The organism is Amycolatopsis sp. CFH S0740, assembly GCF_004522315.1.
GTDB classification, from domain to species: domain Bacteria; phylum Actinomycetota; class Actinomycetes; order Mycobacteriales; family Pseudonocardiaceae; genus Amycolatopsis; species Amycolatopsis nivea.
Genome location: NZ_SDLS01000026.1, coordinates 63,417 through 82,201, shown reverse-complemented (window position 1 = coordinate 82,201; position 18,785 = coordinate 63,417). Strand labels below are relative to the sequence as shown.

17 protein-coding genes are annotated in these 18,785 nt (G+C 69.2%); 3 read left to right on the top strand and 14 right to left on the bottom strand.

Annotation, left to right across the window (positions count from 1 at the left end; all coding sequences use genetic code 11):
- Positions 1-37: 37 nt before the first annotated feature.
- The gene (locus EIZ45_RS33940) at positions 38-379 is read left to right on the top strand and encodes a helix-turn-helix transcriptional regulator (protein WP_134669386.1); all 342 of its coding nucleotides are present in this window, start codon (positions 38-40) and stop codon (positions 377-379) included.
- The gene (locus EIZ45_RS33935) at positions 376-885 is read left to right on the top strand and encodes an SRPBCC domain-containing protein (protein ID WP_134734159.1); all 510 of its coding nucleotides are present in this window, start codon (positions 376-378) and stop codon (positions 883-885) included. Before EIZ45_RS33940 ends, EIZ45_RS33935 begins: the two co-directional genes overlap by 4 nt.
- 336 nt (positions 886-1,221) lie before the next feature.
- Here the strand turns inward: EIZ45_RS33935 and EIZ45_RS33920 are convergent, their stop codons facing one another.
- The 12 genes from EIZ45_RS33920 to EIZ45_RS33865 all read right to left on the bottom strand — a co-directional run bounded on the left by EIZ45_RS33920 (position 1,222) and on the right by EIZ45_RS33865 (position 15,431).
- Positions 1,222-2,202 (bottom strand): N-acetylglucosamine kinase, encoded by a 981-nt coding sequence (locus EIZ45_RS33920; RefSeq protein WP_134736097.1) that lies wholly within the window; start codon positions 2,200-2,202, stop codon positions 1,222-1,224.
- Positions 2,199-3,464: a 6-phospho-beta-glucosidase gene (locus tag EIZ45_RS33915; RefSeq protein ID WP_134668889.1), complete on the bottom strand. Its 1,266-nt coding sequence runs from the start codon at positions 3,462-3,464 to the stop codon at positions 2,199-2,201. Before EIZ45_RS33915 ends, EIZ45_RS33920 begins: the two co-directional genes overlap by 4 nt.
- Positions 3,461-4,351 carry a carbohydrate ABC transporter permease gene (locus EIZ45_RS33910; protein ID WP_037815788.1) on the bottom strand — a complete coding sequence of 297 codons (891 nt, stop codon included), beginning with the start codon at positions 4,349-4,351 and terminating at the stop codon, positions 3,461-3,463. The genes EIZ45_RS33915 and EIZ45_RS33910 overlap by 4 nt, the downstream gene beginning before the upstream one ends.
- Entirely contained in the window at positions 4,348-5,337 is a 990-nt protein-coding gene (locus EIZ45_RS33905; protein WP_037815791.1) for a carbohydrate ABC transporter permease, read from the bottom strand. Before EIZ45_RS33905 ends, EIZ45_RS33910 begins: the two co-directional genes overlap by 4 nt.
- Positions 5,334-6,710: an extracellular solute-binding protein gene (locus tag EIZ45_RS33900; RefSeq protein WP_043834947.1), complete on the bottom strand. Its 1,377-nt coding sequence runs from the start codon at positions 6,708-6,710 to the stop codon at positions 5,334-5,336. The genes EIZ45_RS33905 and EIZ45_RS33900 overlap by 4 nt, the downstream gene beginning before the upstream one ends.
- Positions 6,711-6,735: 25 nt before the next feature.
- Positions 6,736-7,932 carry an ROK family transcriptional regulator gene (locus EIZ45_RS33895; protein ID WP_037816374.1) on the bottom strand — a complete coding sequence of 399 codons (1,197 nt, stop codon included), beginning with the start codon at positions 7,930-7,932 and terminating at the stop codon, positions 6,736-6,738.
- Between the two features lie 325 nt (positions 7,933-8,257).
- Positions 8,258-9,265, bottom strand: coding sequence for an NAD(+) diphosphatase (gene nudC, locus EIZ45_RS33890; RefSeq protein ID WP_134668892.1), 1,008 nt, complete (start codon positions 9,263-9,265; stop codon positions 8,258-8,260).
- On the bottom strand, positions 9,265-10,656 hold the full coding sequence (locus EIZ45_RS33885; protein ID WP_134668894.1) for a pitrilysin family protein: 1,392 nt from the start codon (positions 10,654-10,656) through the stop codon (positions 9,265-9,267). Before EIZ45_RS33885 ends, nudC begins: the two co-directional genes overlap by 1 nt.
- A complete protein-coding gene (locus tag EIZ45_RS33880; protein ID WP_037815800.1) occupies positions 10,653-11,945 on the bottom strand; it encodes a pitrilysin family protein in 1,293 nt (430 codons plus the stop codon). Before EIZ45_RS33880 ends, EIZ45_RS33885 begins: the two co-directional genes overlap by 4 nt.
- Before the next feature lie 9 nt (positions 11,946-11,954).
- Positions 11,955-13,475, bottom strand: coding sequence for a DUF2207 domain-containing protein (locus EIZ45_RS33875; protein WP_134668896.1), 1,521 nt, complete (start codon positions 13,473-13,475; stop codon positions 11,955-11,957).
- Positions 13,472-14,575: a hypothetical protein gene (locus EIZ45_RS33870; RefSeq protein WP_134668898.1), complete on the bottom strand. Its 1,104-nt coding sequence runs from the start codon at positions 14,573-14,575 to the stop codon at positions 13,472-13,474. Before EIZ45_RS33870 ends, EIZ45_RS33875 begins: the two co-directional genes overlap by 4 nt.
- Before the next feature lie 4 nt (positions 14,576-14,579).
- Positions 14,580-15,431, bottom strand: coding sequence for an RDD family protein (locus EIZ45_RS33865; RefSeq protein WP_134668900.1), 852 nt, complete (start codon positions 15,429-15,431; stop codon positions 14,580-14,582).
- Between the two features lie 51 nt (positions 15,432-15,482).
- Between EIZ45_RS33865 and EIZ45_RS33860 the strand changes: the two genes are divergently transcribed.
- The gene (locus EIZ45_RS33860; protein WP_037815808.1) at positions 15,483-16,487 is read left to right on the top strand and encodes a stage II sporulation protein M; all 1,005 of its coding nucleotides are present in this window, start codon (positions 15,483-15,485) and stop codon (positions 16,485-16,487) included.
- A gap of 57 nt (positions 16,488-16,544) precedes the next feature.
- On the opposite strand, the gene EIZ45_RS33855 is transcribed toward EIZ45_RS33860, so the two are convergent.
- Positions 16,545-17,825, bottom strand: coding sequence for a DUF58 domain-containing protein (locus EIZ45_RS33855; RefSeq protein ID WP_037815810.1), 1,281 nt, complete (start codon positions 17,823-17,825; stop codon positions 16,545-16,547).
- Complete coding sequence (locus tag EIZ45_RS33850; protein ID WP_134668970.1) at positions 17,826-18,776, bottom strand: MoxR family ATPase; 951 nt, start codon at positions 18,774-18,776, stop codon at positions 17,826-17,828.
- Positions 18,777-18,785 lie beyond the last annotated feature (9 nt).

Genomic DNA, 18,785 nt, shown 5'->3' with positions numbered 1-18,785 from the left:
GTTGACATGTGACCTTTTGGTCACCTATTCTCGGTGCGTGCCCGACGAGGACCTGGTTTTCAAGGCTCTGGCGGATCCGACCCGCCGGTTCCTGCTCGACCTGCTCTACGAGCGCGACGGCCGCACGCTCACCGAGCTGGAGTCCGAAGTGGACATGACCCGGTTCGGGGTGATGAAACACCTCAAGCTGCTCGAGGAGGCCGAGCTGGTCGTCTCGCGCAAGGAGGGCCGGGAGAAACGGCATTTCCTGAACCCGGTCCCGATCCGCCAGATCCACGACCGCTGGATCGACAAGTACACCGCACACCACACCGCGGCACTGCTGGACCTCAAGGCCCAGATCGAAGCCGAAGAATCCCAGAAGGAGCCCGGACCATGAGCGACACCACGACTGTGCTGGTCAACCGCGTCTACATCAAGGCCTCCCCGCAGGCGGTGTGGGACGCCGTCACCAAGCCGGAATGGACCGCGAAGTACGGCTACACCGGCCTGGCCGAGTTCGACCTCAAGCGCGGCGGCAAGCACCGCGCCAGGCCGACGCAAGAGTTCATCGATTTGGGCGTCACCAATGATCTCCTCGACGGCGAAGTGCTCGAGGTCGATCCGCCGCGCAAGCTGGTGATCACCTGGAAACTGCAGATGGACCCGAGCCTCGTGGCCGAGCCGTACACCACGCTCACCTACGACATCGAGGAAACCCAGACCGCGGGCACCCGGCTCACCGTCACCCACGACGTCACCGGCGCACCGAACCACGCGGCGCTCGTGTCCGGCCAGCACGAAGACATCAACGCCGGTCCGGGCGAGAACGCAGGCGGCGGCTGGGCGTGGGTGTTGTCCGACCTGAAGTCCGTGCTCGAGACGGGGAAGAACCTCACCGCCTGAGGCGAGGGTGGGGTGGCTGCTTTCGAGCAGCCACCCCAAAACTCACGCGCGTTGCGTCGCGGCCTTCAACGCAGCCTTCGCGTCGTCGGAAGCCCCGAGCTTGTCCAAACCGAACAGCGCGGCACCGACCACCGGGTTCACCTCCACCACCCGCACCTGCGCCCGCGGCGCCACTTTCAAGCAGCGGCGCTCGTGTCCGGTCAGCACGAAGACATCAACGCGGGCGGCGGCTGGGCGTGGGTCCTGTCTGACCTGAAGTCCGTACTCGAGACGGGCAAGAACCTCACCGCCTGAGGCGAGGCAGGGGTGGCTGCTTTCGAGCAGCCACCCCAAAACTCACGCGCGTTGCGTCGCGGCCTTCAACGCAGCCTTCGCATCGTCGGAAGCCCCGAGCTTGTCCAAACCGAACAGCGCAGCACCGACCACCGGGTTCACCTCCACCACGCGCACCTGCGCCCGCGGCGCCACCTTCAAGCAGCGGCGTTCGATGTCCGCGATCACGGACGCGCCGACGCCGGTCAGCACGCCGCCGCCGAGGATGACCTCGGGGGCCGACGTCGTGAGGTCCAGGCGGCGCATGATCGCGGCCACCAGCAGGCTCACTTCCTCGGCGAACCGCGTCACCACGTCCTGCGCGACCTCGTCGCCAGCCGCGGCCACCTCGAACAGCAGCGGGCAGAGGCCGTGGATCGAGGCGGCGTCGATCTCCTCGAAGTGCAGGCCCTGTACCACATCCAGCAGCGTCGAGGCACCGTAATACTCCGCGACCGCCGATTCCAGCGCTGTCCGCGGACCCCGGCCGTCCTCGGCGCGGACGGCCCACCACAGGGCCTCCTCACCTAGCCGGTAGCCGCCGCCCCAGTCGCCGGAAACCTTGCCCAGGGCGGGAAAACGGTAGGATCGGCCGTCCGGGGCGAAGCCAGCGCCGTTGATCCCAGCGCCGCACACCACCGCTACCCCGGTGCCGTCGGAACTTCCCGCCCTCAGCAGCGCGAGCACGTCGTTGCCGACGTCCAAAGTGGAACTCCACCCGCGTGCCGACAAAGCCTTGTGCAGTGCCGCTTCTTCCCGGGGGAAGTCGAGGCCCGCTAGGTACGCCGAGGTGTGCACGGCGAACGGCGGTTCAGCGGGCAAGCCGCCGGAGCGGAGGGCTTCCTGGACAAACTCCTCAAGTGCGGCAACGCATCCGTCGACTCCGACCCGCTGGGGAGAAACGCCGCGGCCGCGGGAAGCGCCGAGCACGACGCCGTCCCGCGAAACCACCAGCACCTCGGTCTTGCTGTTCCCCCCGTCGATCGCGACGACGGTGTCGCTCATGCCCGCGCCCAGGGCAGGAAATCCCGGTTGCGTGCGACGAGTTCGTCCGCGAGCTGGTCCGCCTTGGTGTACTGGCCGACCAGCGGGTGCGCGAGCAGCGCGTCCGCGACCCGGTCCCGGCCGCCCTTGATCGCGGCGTCCAGAGCCAGGTACTCGTACGCGGTGACCCCGGCGATCAGCCCGGCGAACCGCGGGTCCACCGGAGACTGCGGAATCGGGGTCGCGCCCGCGGAATCCACAGTGGACGAAACCTCGATCACCGCGTCGTCCGGGAGGAAATCGAACGTGCCGTTGTTGCGGACGTTCACCACGTGCTCCTCGGCGGCACCGCCCGAAGTGAGCGCGTGCACGAGCTGCACCGCCGCCTCCGAGTAGTAGGCACCGCCGCGCTTCTCCAGCGATTCCGGCTTCGTGACCTGCTCCGGGTCGAGGTAGATCTTCAGCAGTTCTTCCTCGACGTCGCTGACCACCTCGGCGCGCGGACGCTCGGTCTGCTGCTTCGCGACCTGCGCGTCGTGCGAGTAGTAGTACTTGAGGTAGTACGACGGCACTGCCTGCATCCGCTGCATCCACTCGACCGGAACGCTGACCTCCTCGCCGAGGTATTCCGCGTGCTGGGCAAGGAGTTCCGGCAGCCGGTCGACGCCGTCGACCAGGACGCCGCGCTCCCAGCTCAGGTGATTCAGTCCAGTGTGGACCAGCTTGACGTCGCCGGTCGAAGCACCGAGCAGCTTCGCGAACTTGCGCTGCAGGTTGATCGCGACGTTGCAGAGGCCGACCGCGCGGTGCCCCTCCTGCAACAGCGCACGGGTGACGATGCCGACCGGGTTGGTGAAGTTGACGATCCAGGTGTCGTCACCGGCGACCTTGCGCACGCGTTCGGCGATGTCGAGCACCACCGGCACCGTGCGCAGCGCCTTCGCCAGACCGCCCGCACCGGTCGTCTCCTGGCCGACACAACCGCACATGTGCGGGAACGTCTCGTCCGACGCGCGTGCCTTCTGACCGCCGACACGCAACTGAATCAGGACCGCCGACGCGCCGTCGACGCCGTCCTCGAGGTTCGCCGTCGTGCGCACGCGGGCCGAATGCCCCGCGTGGTTCAGCAGCCGCTGGCTGAAATCGCCGACCGCCTCGACCCGGTAGGCGTCCGGGTCGATCAGCACGATCTCGTCGACGTCGAGCGAGGCCCGCCGTCCGGCGATGCCGTCGATCAGCTCCGGCGTGTAGGTGGACCCACCGCCGACCACTGCCAGTTTCATCCCTTGACTCCCGTGAACGTGATGCCCTTGACGAACGACTTCTGCGCGAACACGAACAGCACGATCACCGGCAGCATGATCAGCGCGGTGGCGGCCATCGTGAGGTTCCATTCGACGTGGTGCATGCCTCGGAAGGACGCGATCGCCAGTGAAAGCGGCCAGTTGTCTTTGTTCTCGCCCGTGTAGAGCAGCGGGCCGAAATAGTCGTTCCAGGTGAACAGGAAGCAGAACATCGCGGTGGCCGCGATCCCCGGCTTCGCCATCGGGATCAGCACCCGCGTGAGCACCCGGAACTCGTTGCAGCCGTCGATCTTCGCCGCTTCGAGGTAGTCCTTCGGAATGGTGAGGAAGAACTGCCGCAGCAGGAAGATCGAGAAGGCGTCGAAGAAGAAGTACGGCACGATGAGCGGCACCAGCGTGCCGGTGAACCCGAGCCGCACCCACAGGTCGTACAGCGGGACGACGGTGACCTGCGGCGGCAGCATCATCGCGACCACGACGAGCATGAAGCACAGGTTCTGCCCGCGCCACCGCAGTTTCGCCAGCCCGTACGCCGCCGGGATCGCCGAGACCAGCGCCCCGATCGTCGCCAGCGCCGAATACAGGAAACTGTTGCCGAAGTACTCCAGCAACGGGGCCTTCCGGAACACCTCGACGAAGTTCTCGAAATGCCATTCGGTGGGCCACAGGCTCGACGTCATCGCCTGGTCGCTCTTCATCACCGAGGTGAGGAAGACGAACAGCAACGGCAGCATGAAGATCACGCCGAGTGCGATGCCGACCGCGTGCGTGGCCACAAAGGACAGTTTCTTGTCCCAGCGCCGCTTGAACTTCTCCCGCGGATGCACCGGAGGAGCCGGACGCGGCGGTGCCGAAAGCGTCGTCATGCTCCGTCCTCCTGATGTTGCGTCTTACGCATCTGCCGCACGAGAATCCAGGTGAAGCCCGCGGAAACCAGGAACAGCAGCACGGCCATCGCCGCCGCGTAACCCATGTTGAAGTACCGGAAACCCTGTACGTACAGCCAGATCGGATACGTCAGCGTCGAGTTTTCCGGCGCACCGATCAGTTTCGAGTTCCCCGCGACGTCCGCGGTGCCCGCGGAAGCGGACGCGGCGACGATCGCTTGGGTGAAGAACTGCAGTGCGTAGATCATCGAGTTGACCACGCCGAACAGCAGCACCGGAGAGATCGACGGCAGCGTCACGTGCCAGAACCGGCGCACCGGGCCGGCCCCGTCGAGTTCCGCGGCCTCGTACTGCTCCTGCGGGACGTCCAGCAACGCGGCCAGGATGATGATCATCAGCTCGCCCGAACCCCACAGCGCGAGCAGAGTCAGCGCGGGCTTCGACATTTCCGGGCTGTTGAACCACAATCCGCCGTCGATGCCCACGAACCGCAGGAACCGGTTCACCGGACCGAATTCCGGGTTGAACACGAAGACGAACGCGAGCGTCGCGGCCGCCGGCGGGGCGAGCGCGGGCAGGTAGCAGAGCGTGCGGACGATGCCGACGCCCGACTTCAGCCGCGAAATCACCGACGCGACGCCGAGCGAGAACAGCACCCGGCAGACGGTCAGGATGATCACCAGCCACAACGTGTTGTACGCGGCGGTTTTCACCAGCGGCTCGCTGGTGAACATGCGCACGTAGTTGTCGAACCCGATCCACTGCGGAGGGTTGATCAAGTCGTAGCGGGTGAACGAGTAGAACAGCGTCGCGCCGAGCGGGTAGGCGAAGAAGATGAGAAACCCGATGGTCGCCGGCGCCATGAACCAGAACACCGTGCGCCTGCGCTTGGCCCGGGGAGACCCCCGCCGCGCCTGGTTCGGCGCGGAGGGGGTTCCGGTTTCCGCTGCGGTCAGCGTGGTCATCCGCCGGCGCCCTTCTGCGCCAGTTCGTCGTTGATCTGCGCGTCGACCTTCTTGAGGCCCGCGTCCAGATCAGGCACCGACCCGGCCTGCCACTTCTCGGCGAAGTCGTTGACCGCCTTGAGGAACGCGTCGCCGATCGGCGTCGTCGGGTTGGCGACCAGCTTGCCGCTGTTGTAGATGTCGGTGAAGGTCTTGAACTGCGGCGGCATCTTCAGGTTCGGCGAGTTCAGCGAATCCTTGGTGCTGGGCACGTTGTTGAGGCCGTTGGCCATCTCGACGAGGGTGTCGGTGTCGAGCGAGGCCTGCTTGATCAGCTCCCACGCCGCGCCGGGGTTCTTCGCGCCCTTCGGGATCGCGATGATCGTGCCGGTGCCGAACCCGCCGCCGTACTGGCCGGCCAGGCTGTCGAGCACCGGCGCGGGCGCGGTGCCGTAGTCGAGCGAGGGCACCTGGTCCTTGATGAACGCGGTGCGGAATTCGCCGTCGTAGATCATCGAAAGCTTGCCGGTCTGGAAACCGTTGTCCTTCGAGTATTCGTCGCCGAGACCGGCCTTGAACTTCTCGACCTTCTCGTGCCCGCCGTAGAAGTCGATGAGCTTCTTCTGGAACTGGAACATCTCCTTCCAGCCGGGGCTGGAAGCGAGCGACGATTTCCCGTCCGGGCCCATGAACTTGGCCCCGAAGTTCGGCGCCCAGTACTGCGCCTGGTTGGCGTAGAACGGCATCGACGGCAGGAAGCCCGCGGTCTTGATCGAACCGTCGGGGTTGAACTCGGTGAGCTTCTTGACGTCCTCGAACAGTTCGGTGGTGTTCTTCGGCGGGCCTGCGATGCCCTTGGCCGCGAACTGCGTCTTGTTGTAGAAGAACCCGTACACGTCGGCGAGCATCGGCATCGCGCACCGCTTGCCCTGGTACGACGTGTAGTCGCGGACCGCCTGCGGGATTTGCTCGAGGTCGATCTTGTCGCGCTCGATGTAGGGCTTCAGGTCCTGGAAGCTGCCGGTCGAGCACCACGCGCCGAGGTTGTCGGTGTAGAACGAGATCGCCACGTCCGGCGGGTTGCCGCCGCGGATCGACTGGGTGAGCTTGTCGTCGTCCTGGTTCCCCTCGTGCTTGATGGTGATGTTGGGGAACTTCGCCTTGAGCTTGTCCAGCGCCTTCGTGACCACGCCGTACTCGCGGTCGGTGAACTTGCTGTAGACGGTGATGGTGAGCTTGTCGTCCTTGTTCGGCGGGGCCGCGGCGTCACCGCCGCCTGCGGGCGCGGCGGCGCCGCACGCGGCGGTCGCCAGCAGCGTGCTCGCCGCGAGAGCGCTGAGCACCAGGGATCCGCGCTTGCGCGCGAGACCCCGGATGCGGGTGGGAGCGGACATGAACCCTCCTGTCCATCGGGTGGGTCTACTCGGTCGGGGACGGGGCTTGCTCTCCGGCGGACCGACGCGGCCCGAGGAGCGTGGGGGTGACGACGCCGAAGACGTCCTCACGGGCGGTGGCGAGCGCGGACTGCAACGCACCGGCGCGCACCGCGTTGCCCTGCACCGAAGCGACGCCGACCGGCGTGCGCGGCAGGACAAGTTCGTGCAGTTTTTCCGCGACGATCCCGGCGAACTCGTCGCCGCCGGCGCGGCTGGTCTCGCCGCACAGCAGGATGAGCTGCGGGTCGGCGACCGCGACGAGGCTGGCGACCCCGCTGGCGACGCGCCGCGCGAGATCGTCCAGGAACCCTTGGTGGGCAACGCGTCGCGCCTGGGTGACGGCGTCCCATCCGCTGTCCGCGGAGATGCCGTGCGCCTTCGCGAGCCGGACGATCGCGGACGAGTCGACCAGGTTGCCGTACCGGGCTCCGGCCGACGGCCAGCTGTCGCCAGTGTCCACAGTGGCCGGATCGGGAACGCGCATCCAGTCGATCTCGCCGCCGCCACCAGTCGCGCCGCGCAGCAGCCGCCGTCCGATGACGACCGCGCCGCCGACGCCCTCGGACAGCCACACCAGCACGAAGTCGTCGACGTCCTGCGCGTTGCCGACGGTCATTTCCTCAACGGCGACAAGGTTTACGTCGTTTTCGATCTTGACCGTCACGCCGAGTTCGTCGCTCAGCCGCTTCGGCACGTTGAATCCGAGCCAGCCCGGGATGTGCGGGGCCGAGGACAGCAATCCGGTGCGCGGGTCGAACGCGCCCTGCGCGCCGATGACCACATTGGCCAGATCGTCGAGCTGCATGCCCGCGGCCTTGGTGACCCGGCGCAGCGCCTGCCCGAACGAGCCGACGACGTCGGCGTCCTCGGCCACCGGAAGCTGCACGCGGTACTCGGCGAGCACTGCCCCGGCGACGTCGGCGACCACGAAGTCCGCGACCCGCGGGGTGAGGTCGACGGCCGCGACGTGCGCGAGGGCCCCGTTGACCGCCCACAGCTGGGCGCGCGGCCCGCGTCCGCCGCCGGCGCGCTCCCCGGCTTTGCCGACGAGATTGTCCTGCTCAAGCCGGGTGAGCAGCTGCGCGGTGGCGGGTTTGGACAACCCGATGGCGGCCTCCAGCTCGGCCCGCGTGAGCGGCCCGTTCCGCAGCAACGCCTCGATCGCCGCGCGGTCGTTCATCTCGCGCAACGTTCGCGGACTGCCGGCTCGCACCTGGCTGCTCCTTTATTAGGAAACTTTACAGACGGTTTTCCGGGACTGTAGTGAGCGCGGCCACACGGCGTCAATGGGCTCGGGAAACAGCGCGGTAACGGCTTGATACCGCGGGATGTCCGCGCTGGGCGCAGGGTGACCAGGCGAACGCGCAGGGTTGGCCGAGGCGGACCGCGGGCAGGGCGTGGTCCGGGGCGGGGAGGCCGCAACGCAACTGGGCCTCGTGAGTGGCTAGACCGGTTAGAACCGGCGTCGCCGCTCACGAGGCCCAGAGGCTCGCATCGCGGGAGAGTTACTCCTCGGCTTCCGCCCACGCTTTCAACATCACGCGGGCGATCGACGAGTTCCCCGGCAGCAGCAGATTCGACGCGCCACCGGCGATCGGCGTCGGCACTCCGGTTCCGGCGTTGCGGAACGCGGCCCGGACGTCCTCACGGGACACCCACAGGGCTTCCTCGATCTCGCCCTCGGCCGGGACCAGCGGCGCGTTGCGGTCCGCGCGCGCGGTGAAGCCCAGCATGATCGAGCGCGGGAACGGCCACGGCTGGCTGCCGAGATACCGCACGTCCCCGACCTCGATCCCGGCCTCCTCGCGGATTTCGCGGACGACGCAGCCCTCCAGGGACTCCCCCGCCTCCACGAATCCGGCGAGCACCGAGTACCGGTCCGGCGGCCAGATCGGCTGGCGCGCGAGCAGCACGTGCGAACCGTTGACGCAGTCGAGGTCGTGCACCAGGCAGATCACCGCCGGGTCGGTGCGCGGGTATTCCTCGTGTCCCTTGGCTTCGCAGCGGCTGGCCCAGCCGAACTGGATCAGCTGCGTCGGCGAGCCGTCGCGGGTGCAGAAGCGCGACTGCCGCCGCCAGTGCCGCAGCGCCTGCGCGGTGGTGAACAGCCCGGCCGACGTGTCGTCCAGCTGCTCGCCGTAGCCGCGCAGTTCGACCCACAGCTCGCCGTTGGCGCGCGGGACCTCTTCGATCACGCCCCAGCTGCCCGCCAGCCGGACGCTGTCGACGTCGCCCTCGATGGAGCCGGGCAGCGACCAGTAGTCGACGTCCTCCCACTCGCCGAGGAACACCGCGTCGGCGGGCGGTTCGGTGCCGAAGTCCATCGCCTTGCGGGTGGCCAGCGATGAGCCGCCCTCGAGGACCGGCGTGCGGCCGGTGTCGTCGAGCAGCACCACGCGGGCTTCCGACCATTTCGCGGCGAGCCGCTCCGGGTTGGTGCGCAAGGTTTCCTGCCGGTCCACTGTGGAACGCGACAGGGTCGGCAGTGCCCCTAGTTCGAACGGAACGCTCATCAGTCCTTCTCGCTGGTGGAAACTCCGAGCGCGGCCAGCTTCGGCGTGAGCAGGTCCGCGTCGCCGACCACGACTCCGGTGAAGCGGCCCGGCGCGAAGAACTCCGCCGCGGCTTCGGCGACCTGCTCCGCGGTGACCGCCGCGAGCCGCTCCGGGTGGCTCTGCAGCCATTCGATGCCGAGGCCGTTCGAGGCCAGCGCCATCAGCTGCCCGGCGAGCCCGCCCTGCGACGACGTGCCGGTGACGAGCGAGCCCATCGCGTACTGCCGCACCGATTCGACCTCTTCGGCCGTCGGCGGCACGGTGCCGAGCCGGAACAGCTCGTAGCGGGTTTCCAGGTACGCCGCCGCGGTGACCTCGTTGGCGGTGTCCGCGTCCACATTGACCACTGCGGTGTCGCCGGTGAACTCGAAACCGGAGTGCGCGCCGTAGGTGTATCCCTTGTCCTCGCGGATGTTTTCCACCAGCCGCGAGGAGAAGTACCCGCCGAACGCCAGGTTCGCCAGCTGCAGCGCCGGGTACCGCGGGTCGACGCGCGGCACCGTCTGCGCGGACAGCCGGATCTGCGACTGCACCGCGCCGGCACGCGGAACCAGCAGGACGTTGCCGCCGGTCAGCGCGGGCAGCGGCGGCAGCACCACGGCCGAACGGTCCGACTTCCAGCCGCCGAGCGCGCGCTCCAGTTCGGCCGGAACCTCTTGCGGGTCAAGGTCTCCGACCAGCACGAGCACCGCACCGCGCGGCAGCACCGAAGCGTTGTGCAGCGCACGCACCTGCTCGGGAGTCACCTCGGCGACGTCCTCGGCCTGCGGAACCTCGCGAGTGGCCGGGTGGTCGCCGTACCGGTGCTTCTGCAGTGCTTCGCGCGCGATGGTGCGCGGCTGCGTCCGCGACACCGCGATGCGCTCGATCAGCCGCTCCCGCTCGCGGGCGACCTCCGCGTCGCCGTACGTGGCTCCGGTGAGCACGTCGCCGAGCACGTCCAGCAGCGTCGGCAGGCCGTCGGACAGCGCGGTGCCGCCGAAGTACAGCCGCTCCGGGTCCACGCCCGCGTTGAGGTCGCCGCCGATCAGCGCGACCTCGGCGTCGATCTCCACCCGGTCGCGCCGCGCGGTGCCGGTGAGCACGGTTTCCGCGAGCACTTCGGCGGTGGCCGCGTGCATCCGGTCCTCGCCCGCGAACGGGATCCACAGCCGCAGTTCGACCATCGGGACGCTCGCCTTGCGCACCGCGAGCACGCGCAGCCCGTTGGACAGCGTGGTGTCCACATGGGACAGATCGGCGGCGGCGCGCTGGTGCCCCAGCGCGGGCAGCGGACGCGGTCCGGCGGCGGTGCGGCCGATCTCCTCGGCGCTGCGGTGTGCGGCTTTGACCTGTTCAGCCGAGGTCACTGTTCCGTCCCTTCGGTGCTTGCGGGCTTCACGACGAGCACGGCGCGCGCGTCCGGGCGCAGCGCCTTCGCCGCCGCCGACACAGCCTCGCCGGAGACCGCGGACAGGCGGTCGGCGAGCTGGTAGACCAGCGACGCGTCGCCGTAGAGCAGTTCGAACGCGCCGAGCGCCAGGGTGCGCGACACGAGCCGGTCGTGCTCCGCGTGCAGGCTCGCCGCCCAGCGCGCGGTGACCTTCTTCAGCTCCTGGTCGTCCGGCGGCGTGGACGCGAGCTTCTCCAGCTCCTCGTCCAGCGCGGCCAGCACGCGCTCGCGCGGCACGTCCGGCGGGTGGATCGCGGTGATGGTGAACGTGTCCGGATCGCGCGCCTCGAACGGGCCGAAGAGCCCGGCGCCCGCGCCGACGTCGACCACCAGCGGTTCGACGTGCACCAGCCGCTGCTGCAGCCGCGAACCGTCACCGTCGGTGAGCACGCCCGCCAGCACCAGGTACGCGAGGTAGCCGTCGAGGTCGTTGATCGGGTCCGGCATCCGGTAGCCGACGGCCAGCGCGGGCAGCGGCGCGTGCGGGTCGGTGTGCTCGCCGTTCAGCTGCGTGGTGGGCAGCGGCTCGGAGAACGACGGACGGACCGGGGCCGGCCGGTGCGGGACGTCGCCGAAGTGTTTCTGGACCAGCGCCTTCGCCTCTTCCACCTCGAAGTCGCCCGCGACGGTCAGCACCGCGTTGGCCGGCGAGTAGAAGGTGTCGAAGAAGGCGGCGCAGTCGTCCAGCGTCGCGCCCTCGAGGTCTTCGAAGGCGCCGTAGCCGTCGTGCGCGTTGGCGAAAGTGGAGTACAGCACCGGCGGCAGCAGGATCCACGGGAATCCGCCGTACGGCCGGTTGCGCACGTTCAGCCGGATTTCCTCCTTGACGACCTCGATCTGGTTCGCCAGGTTCTCCGCGGTCAGCTTCGGCGCGCGCATCCGGTCGGCCTCGAGGAACAGCGCGCGTTCCAGCGCCGCGGCGGGCAGCACCTCGTAGTAGTCGGTGTAGTCCGGGTGCGTGGAACCGTTGAAGGTGCCGCCGCTGGACTGCACGTGCCGGAAGTGCGCCAGTTTCTCCAGGCTTTCGCTGCCCTGGAACATCAGGTGCTCGAAGAGGTGCGCGAAACCGGTCAACCCCTCCGGCTCGGAACGGAAGCCCACGTCGTAGTGCACGCTGACCCCGACCACCGGCGCGGTCGGGTCAGGAGCGAGCACCACGCGCAGACCGTTGTCGATCGTGAAACGGAAGAGCTCGGGATCGGCCATGCCTCCACCCTACGCAGGCGCGGGCGTCTTCGGCTCGTCCGGTCGGAGGTCCCTCGCGCCCTCGAACGCGACGGTCAGTGCGGTCACGAATCCGCTGGTCCGCGCCAACGGCACGGCGTCCTCGCCGGAGCTGCCGTACCAGTACGCCGACAGCGAACAAGCGTTAACTAGCCAAGCGTCTGCTTCCCCCAGCGCGTACGCGTACGGGAGCGCGCGAGAGCCGAGCAGTTCGTCATCCGGCGCTTCCATCGTGCGCAGCTGTGCGTTAAGTCCGAGAAGGCGGTCTCGGAGGTCCAGTCCGGCCTTCGTCCGCTCCGGCAGGAGACGCGCGGCTGCCGTCACCACGATGCCGGTGGCGAGAAGCACCAACCCGAGTTGTGCGTAACCGACGGTGAAGGCCAGCAGGACGGTGAGGAAGACCCCGTACCCACATAGCCGCGGGCCGATCTTCGACAGTCGCTTCGGGGAGCGCCAGCCGCGACGGACCGTGTCGGCGGCTAGTTCGCGTACGCCCGCTTCGCGGACTTCGGCGAGCGTCGCGGCTTCGCCGGGCACGGCGGCTGTGTACACCGCGCGCTCGAAGGCGGTGAGGTGCTCGTCGGGTGGGTTGCGGCGTACGAGGACCCAGTTGCGCGGGCCTTCTTCGCTGACCCATAGGTAGTTACGGACGCATAGGTCCAGCACTGTCGCGGCTAGGTCGACGGAGCTGACGCGTCCGGTGAGAAGCAGCCCTACGTGCCCAGGGAGCACGCCGTCCGGCGAAGAGAAGCGGCCGTTGTCGAGAAGCTGTACGGGGGTGGCGCGGCCGGGCTGTTGGTCGCGTCGGCGACGTACGTACACCGCGACGGCACCGGCGATCGACAGGACGGCGAAGGCCAGCCAGGCCCACCACACTGACGCGGTCGCGGCGAAGGGGCCGCTGGGGATGAGCTTCTCGGTTGCGGCGACGGTGCCGCCGGGGAGTTCGGCGGTCAGCTGTACGCGGGAGCCGGGCTCGAGTTTCGGCACCGAGACGCGGGTCAGGCCGGAGTGGTCGATCTGCGCGGCACCGCAGCGGGTCGTCGAACCGGGCGGACCGGCGAGGCAGCTGAGCGCGTCCGGGATGGCGGGCGCGGCGAAGGTCGCGCGGACCAGTTCGAGGCGGGTGTCCCAGCCGCCGGCGACGTCCCAGGTCACGTGCTCGACGCCGAGGCTCGTGCCGACCGCACCGTCCACTGTGTACCGAAGCACGGACGTTCCGCCACGCAGATAGAAGGTCACCTGGTCGTTGCCGGATTCGGCGTTGCCCGCGCCTTCGATGCTGATGTCGTGGATGCCGAGCACGCGGTCGTTGGTGCGCAACGGAATGGTACGGGTCATCGAGGTGTCGCGCGGTACCGAGACCGCCTCGGTGACGGAGAGGCTGCCGTCGCGCTGGACTTTCAGGGCCACTTCGACGCTCTGCGGCAAGCCGGGCAGCGACGGCTGGTCTTGCGCCGCAGCGGGTGTCGCGGAGAGGAACGGGATCAACAGCAGCGCGGCGAGTTTCATTGCGCGGACACCGCCGAGCGTCGTTCGGCCATGGCTTGGATCGCACCGATCTCTGCCGCCAACGGTGATTCGCCTCGTCCGGCGGGAGTCCCCAGCGCGCGGCCACGGCGGGGTTGAACCAGCGGAGCGGCGGCGAAGGTGGCGATTCCAGCGATCAGGAGCGCGACGCCGATCAGCGCCTCGCCGACGGTGAGGGCGAGGACGACGGTCGTCACGATGCCCGCAGCGGCAAGGATGAGCCCGGCCCAGCGGACGAGCGGTTGCCTCGCGGACAGCCAGCCCTGGCGATGCGCTTCGGCGTCGAGAAGGGCGCGCAGCTCATCCTGATCCGGCCGCGCGGCAGCGAGCGGACCCGGCGGGAAGGCGGTCTTGACCGCTTGCTCGAACGGTGTGAGCGGATCGGCTTCGCCATGGCTGACCTGTCCGTCGGCGATGTGCAGATGCCCGCGGACAACGAGATCGAGGACCGTGCCGGTGAGGTCGAGTTCGCCGCGCGGCCTGGTGCGGCGACGCAGCACGCTGGCACCGATGAGCAAGTAGAGCACTAACGCGAGACCACTGAGGACGGTCGGAAATCCAGGCGCGAAAACAGCGAGCGGTCCAGTCGGGACAAAGCGGGCGTTGTCCGGCAACGGTCCGGTTTGGACCGCCAGATCGATCCGTTCCCCTTGGCGCAGACCGTTCTGTTCGGCGTGCGCTCCCCCGCTCCGGAGTTCCGAGAACGTGCATTGCCGAGACGATCCCGGCTGACCGGCGTAACAATCCGCAGTGGACACTTCCGGCCCGCTGAAGGCGGCGGTGACCCGATCGACCGTCCGATCCCATCCTCCGGTGAGCTGAAACCGGACCTGCCCAGCCGCGACCGCACCGTCCACTGTGTACTTCACGGTCGCCGGCCCGGTGATCGTGACCGTCGTTCCGTCGGCGGTAGCGGCACCGGAGACCTGCAGATCGGTGATCGAGTAAAGCCGGTCCTCGTCGTCGGTGACCGGGACGCGTTCGGCGATGCGGTGGACGGCTGGGGCGTCGGTGACGATGCGCTCGATGACCGTGAGCTGACCGTCCTGCGCGGTAGTGACGGTGACGTCGTCGGCGAGCATGTCCTCAGCTCGGCGGGGTGAAGGGGTTGTCGGACTTCGGCGGTGCCGGAGGCTGGACCGGCGGCGGAGCGGAGGCGGGCGGCGGGCCGTAGTGCATCGGCGCGAGCCGGGCGTGGTCGCGGTTGCGGCGTTCGGCCAGCACCGCGGTGAGGAAGACCCACGGCGGCATCCCGTACGGCATCGGCACCCCGATCGCCGCGGAAACCTGCTGCGCCAGGCCGAAACCGAGCGACGCGGCCGCTTCCGGGCGCAGTTCGTGGTAGCGGCCGAGGTACTGACGGGCGGCCATGGCGAGGTCGTCGGTGAGGCCGCTGAGATCGAAGTGCGCGGCCCACGCCTCCAGACCGGGCGGCACCACGAGAATCGCCTGCGCGGATTGCGGCACGCGTTCGCGGATCACCAGGGTGCCCGCGAGGTAGTCGCCGACGCGCCGGCCGTTCGACGACGTCAGCGACACGATGACGGCCACCGCGCCGAGGAAGCCGAGCGCCCAGAAGTCGACGAAGAAACCGGCGAGCGCGCGGGTCAGCGCGTGCCGGAAGCTGATCGGGCCGCCGTCGAGGCGCACCACGCGCAGGCCGAGCGCGAGTTTGCCGAGCGAACGGCCGCGGCTGAGCGTTTCGAACAGCACCGGATAGCCGATCACCACCAGCACGAACACGGTCAGCATCAGCGCCACGGTGAGCGCCGAGTCGAACGACCCCGCGGTCAGCATCAGCGCGACGAGCACGAGCAGCAGCAACGCGGCCTGGACGAGGACGTCGAGCAGCATCGCGACCGCGCGGCTGGCGAGCTTCGCCACCCGCAGGTCGAGGACGACGGCCTCACCGGTGACGAGATCGGACTCTTCCTGCACGAGGCCAGCGTAGAGCGCCTGCCTCTATCCTGGCGGGAGAGGAGGTGGCCGGTGGACGTCGACGTGTTCGTCGCGGCGCACAGCGCGGAGTGGAGCAGGCTCGGCGAACTGGCCGGACGGCGCAGGCTGACTGGTCAGGAGGCCGACGAGCTGGTCACGCTCTATCAGCGGGCGGCGACGCATCTGTCGATGATCCGCTCGACCGCACCCGACCCGGCCCTGCTGGCGAGGCTGTCGGCACTGGTCGCCCGCGGCCGTTCGGCGGTCGCCGGTTCGCACAGCCCGGCGTGGCGCGAGGTCGGGCTCTTCTTCACCCACCGCTTCCCGGCCGCGGTGTACCTGAGCCGCCGCTGGTGGATCCCGGCGGCGCTGCTGTCGGTCGCGGTGATGGCGGTGCTGGGCGTGTGGATCGCGGGCGACCCGCAGGTGCGCGCGTCGCTGGTCTCGCCGGACGAGGTGAAGGCGATGACCGCCCCCGGCGGCCAATACGAGACGTACTACTCGAACGGCCCAGCGGCGTCGTTCGCGGCGAAAGTGTGGACGAACAACGCGTGGGTCGCGGCGACGTGCCTGTTCCTGGGCGTCGCGCTCGGCCTGCCGGTGATCGCCGCGCTGTGGATGAACTCGCTCAACGCCGGGGTCGCGATCGGCCTGATGTCCTCAGCGGGCCGCGGCGATGTCCTGCTGGGTCTGCTCCTGCCGCACGGCCTGCTGGAACTGACGGCGGTGTTCATCGCGGCCGGGACCGGACTGAAACTCGGCTGGACGGTGGTGGATCCGGGCCGCCGGTCGCGTAGCGCGGCACTGGCCGAGCAGGGCCGTTCGGTGGTGGTGATGGCGCTGGGGCTGGCGTGCGTGCTGCTGGTGTCGGGCGTGATCGAGGCGTTCGTGACGCCGTCGGGGTGGCCGACGTGGCTGCGCATCGGCATCGGGGCGGTGGTGGAGCTGCTGTTCCTGACGTACGTGTTCACGCTGGGACGTCGAGCCGCGCTGGGCGGCGAGACTGGGGATGTGGACCGGCGGGCTGCCGGAGACGCGCTTCCTGAAGCTGGATAGAAGTCCGTGAAGGGCTCCTTGAGGGAACTAGATTCCCTCAAGGAGCCCTTCACGGACCTACAACCGGCCTGCGGCTTTCAGGGCCAAGTAGCGGTCGGCGAGCGCAGGCGGAAGTTCCTCCGGCACCGCGTCCACCACCCCGACCCCGTGCCGGGTCAGCCAGGCCACCGAGGACTCCCGGTCCGCCAACGCCCGTTCGGCCGCGGCCGCGTCGTAAACCGCCTCCGCGGAGCCCCGCGAAGCCGCCATCTCCGCGACCCGCGGGTCCGCCACCGAAGCCACCAGCACCTCGTGCCGTGCGGTCAACGACCCCAGTACCGGGAACAGCCCCTCCTGCAACGGTGCCGGTTCCAACCCGGTCAGCAGCACCACCAAAGCCCGCCGACGGGTCCGGCGCAGCACTTCCGCCACCATGCCCCGCGCGTCCGTCTCGACCAGTGACGGTTCGATCGTCGCCAAGGCGTTCACCAAAGACGGCGTCGACGCGTTCGGCACCGAAGCCTGCACTCGCCGGTCGTAAGCCACCAGATCGACCCGGTCCCCCGCGCGCGAAGCCAGCGCGGCCAGCAAAAGCGCCGCATCCATCGCCGCGTCCAAGCGGGGCGCGTCGCCGACCCGGCCCGCCGAAACGCGGCCAGTGTCCAGCACCAGAACGACCTGCCGGTCGCGTTCCGGACGCCACGTCCGCACCATCACGTCCGACGCGCGGGCCGTGGCGCGCCAGTCGATCGACCGGACGTCGTCGCCGATGACGTATTCGCGCAGCGAGTCGAATTCCGTTCCCTGGCCCCGAATCAGCACCGCGTTGCGCCCGTCCAGCTGCTGCAGCCGAGCCAGCCGCGAAGGCAGATGCTTACGGCTGTGGAACGGCGGCAGAACGCGAACCGTCCACGGCACCTCGTGCGAACCCTGCCGCGCGGCCAGCCCCAGCGGGCCCACCGCACGTACGGTCACCCGGGCCGCAATACGGTCCCCGCGGCGAGTCGGCAGCAGCGGGGTGACGAGAGCACGCCGTTCGCCGGAAGGAACCGCGAGCGGGTGCCGGTCGTCGGCACCGGCGCTCGGCGGCCAGGCATCCCGCAGCGAACCGCGAACGGTGCGTCCGCCGGGATTCGTGACGGTCAGCGTGACCTCGGCGGGCTCCCCCAGCCGGACGGAAGTGGTGCCGCTGCGCGAAAACCGCAGCGCTCGCACACTCCCGGCAAGGACGAGGTCCACGACGACCAGCACCAGCAGCACCGCGACCACGACCGCGACGCCGGTGCCGGACGGGAACAGCAGCCCGACCACCAGCGCTCCCAGGAGCGCCAGCAGCCCGAGCCGCCCGGTGACGGCCATTTAGCGCGGCACCGGCACGGAAGCCAGCACTCGGTCGAGGACGCCGTCCGCGGTCACGCCTTCGAGTTCGGCTTCGGGCCGCACGTCGAGCCGGTGCCGGAGCGCGGGACGGGCGAGCGCCTTGACGTCGTCCGGCGTCGCGTAATCCCGGCCGGACAGCCACGCCCACGCACGCGTCACGGCGAGCAAAGCCGTTGCGCCACGCGGAGAAACGCCGATGCGCACGGCCGGAAGTTCCCGCGTCGCACGGCAGAGGTCGACGACGTAGCCGATCACTTCCGGGCCGACGGTCACCTTCGCGACCGCTTCCCGCGCGGCAGCGAGATCCGCCGCGCCGGCGACCGGACGGACGCCCGCGGCGGCGAGGTCACGCGGGTCGAAACCCTGTGCGTGCCGCCAAAGAATGCCGATCTCGTCCTCGCGCGACGGAGCCGGCATGGTCAGCTTCAGCAGGAACCGGTCCAGCTGCGCCTCGGGCAACGGGTAGGTGCCCTCGTACTCCACCGGGTTCTGCGTCGCGACCACGACGAACGGATCCGGCAGCGGACGTGAGGTGCCGTCGATCGACACCTGCCGTTCCTCCATCGCCTCCAGCAGCGAGGACTGCGTCTTCGGCGGCGTCCGGTTGATTTCGTCGGCCAGCAGCAGATTCGTGAAGACCGGGCCCTCGCGGAACGAGAACTCGCCGCTGTGCGCGTCGTACACAATGGACCCGGTAACGTCGCCCGGCATCAGGTCCGGCGTGAACTGCACGCGCGTCGCCTTCAAGTCCAGCGACGCCGCCAACGCCCGCACCAGCAACGTTTTCGCGACGCCAGGAACGCCTTCCAGCAGCACATGCCCCCGGCAGAGCAACGCGAGGATGAGCCCGGTGACGGCCGCGTCGTTGCCGACCACGGCCTTCCCGACCTCGGTGCGCAACGCGATCAGGGCCGCCCGCGCGTCCTGCATTTGTTCGGT

Coding starts and splice junctions, on each gene's coding strand:
- EIZ45_RS33935 (WP_134734159.1), top strand. CDS start 376: ATGAGCGACACCACGACTGTGCTGGTCAACCGCGTCTACATCAAGGCC.
- EIZ45_RS33920 (WP_134736097.1), bottom strand. CDS start 2,202: ATGAGCGACACCGTCGTCGCGATCGACGGGGGGAACAGCAAGACCGAG.
- EIZ45_RS33915 (WP_134668889.1), bottom strand. CDS start 3,464: ATGAAACTGGCAGTGGTCGGCGGTGGGTCCACCTACACGCCGGAGCTG.
- EIZ45_RS33910 (WP_037815788.1), bottom strand. CDS start 4,351: ATGACGACGCTTTCGGCACCGCCGCGTCCGGCTCCTCCGGTGCATCCG.
- EIZ45_RS33905 (WP_037815791.1), bottom strand. CDS start 5,337: ATGACCACGCTGACCGCAGCGGAAACCGGAACCCCCTCCGCGCCGAAC.
- EIZ45_RS33900 (WP_043834947.1), bottom strand. CDS start 6,710: ATGTCCGCTCCCACCCGCATCCGGGGTCTCGCGCGCAAGCGCGGATCC.
- EIZ45_RS33895 (WP_037816374.1), bottom strand. CDS start 7,932: ATGAACGACCGCGCGGCGATCGAGGCGTTGCTGCGGAACGGGCCGCTC.
- nudC (WP_134668892.1), bottom strand. CDS start 9,265: ATGAGCGTTCCGTTCGAACTAGGGGCACTGCCGACCCTGTCGCGTTCC.
- EIZ45_RS33880 (WP_037815800.1), bottom strand. CDS start 11,945: ATGGCCGATCCCGAGCTCTTCCGTTTCACGATCGACAACGGTCTGCGC.
- EIZ45_RS33875 (WP_134668896.1), bottom strand. CDS start 13,475: ATGAAACTCGCCGCGCTGCTGTTGATCCCGTTCCTCTCCGCGACACCC.
- EIZ45_RS33870 (WP_134668898.1), bottom strand. CDS start 14,575: ATGCTCGCCGACGACGTCACCGTCACTACCGCGCAGGACGGTCAGCTC.
- EIZ45_RS33855 (WP_037815810.1), bottom strand. CDS start 17,825: ATGGCCGTCACCGGGCGGCTCGGGCTGCTGGCGCTCCTGGGAGCGCTG.
- EIZ45_RS33850 (WP_134668970.1), bottom strand. CDS start 18,776: ATGCAGGACGCGCGGGCGGCCCTGATCGCGTTGCGCACCGAGGTCGGG.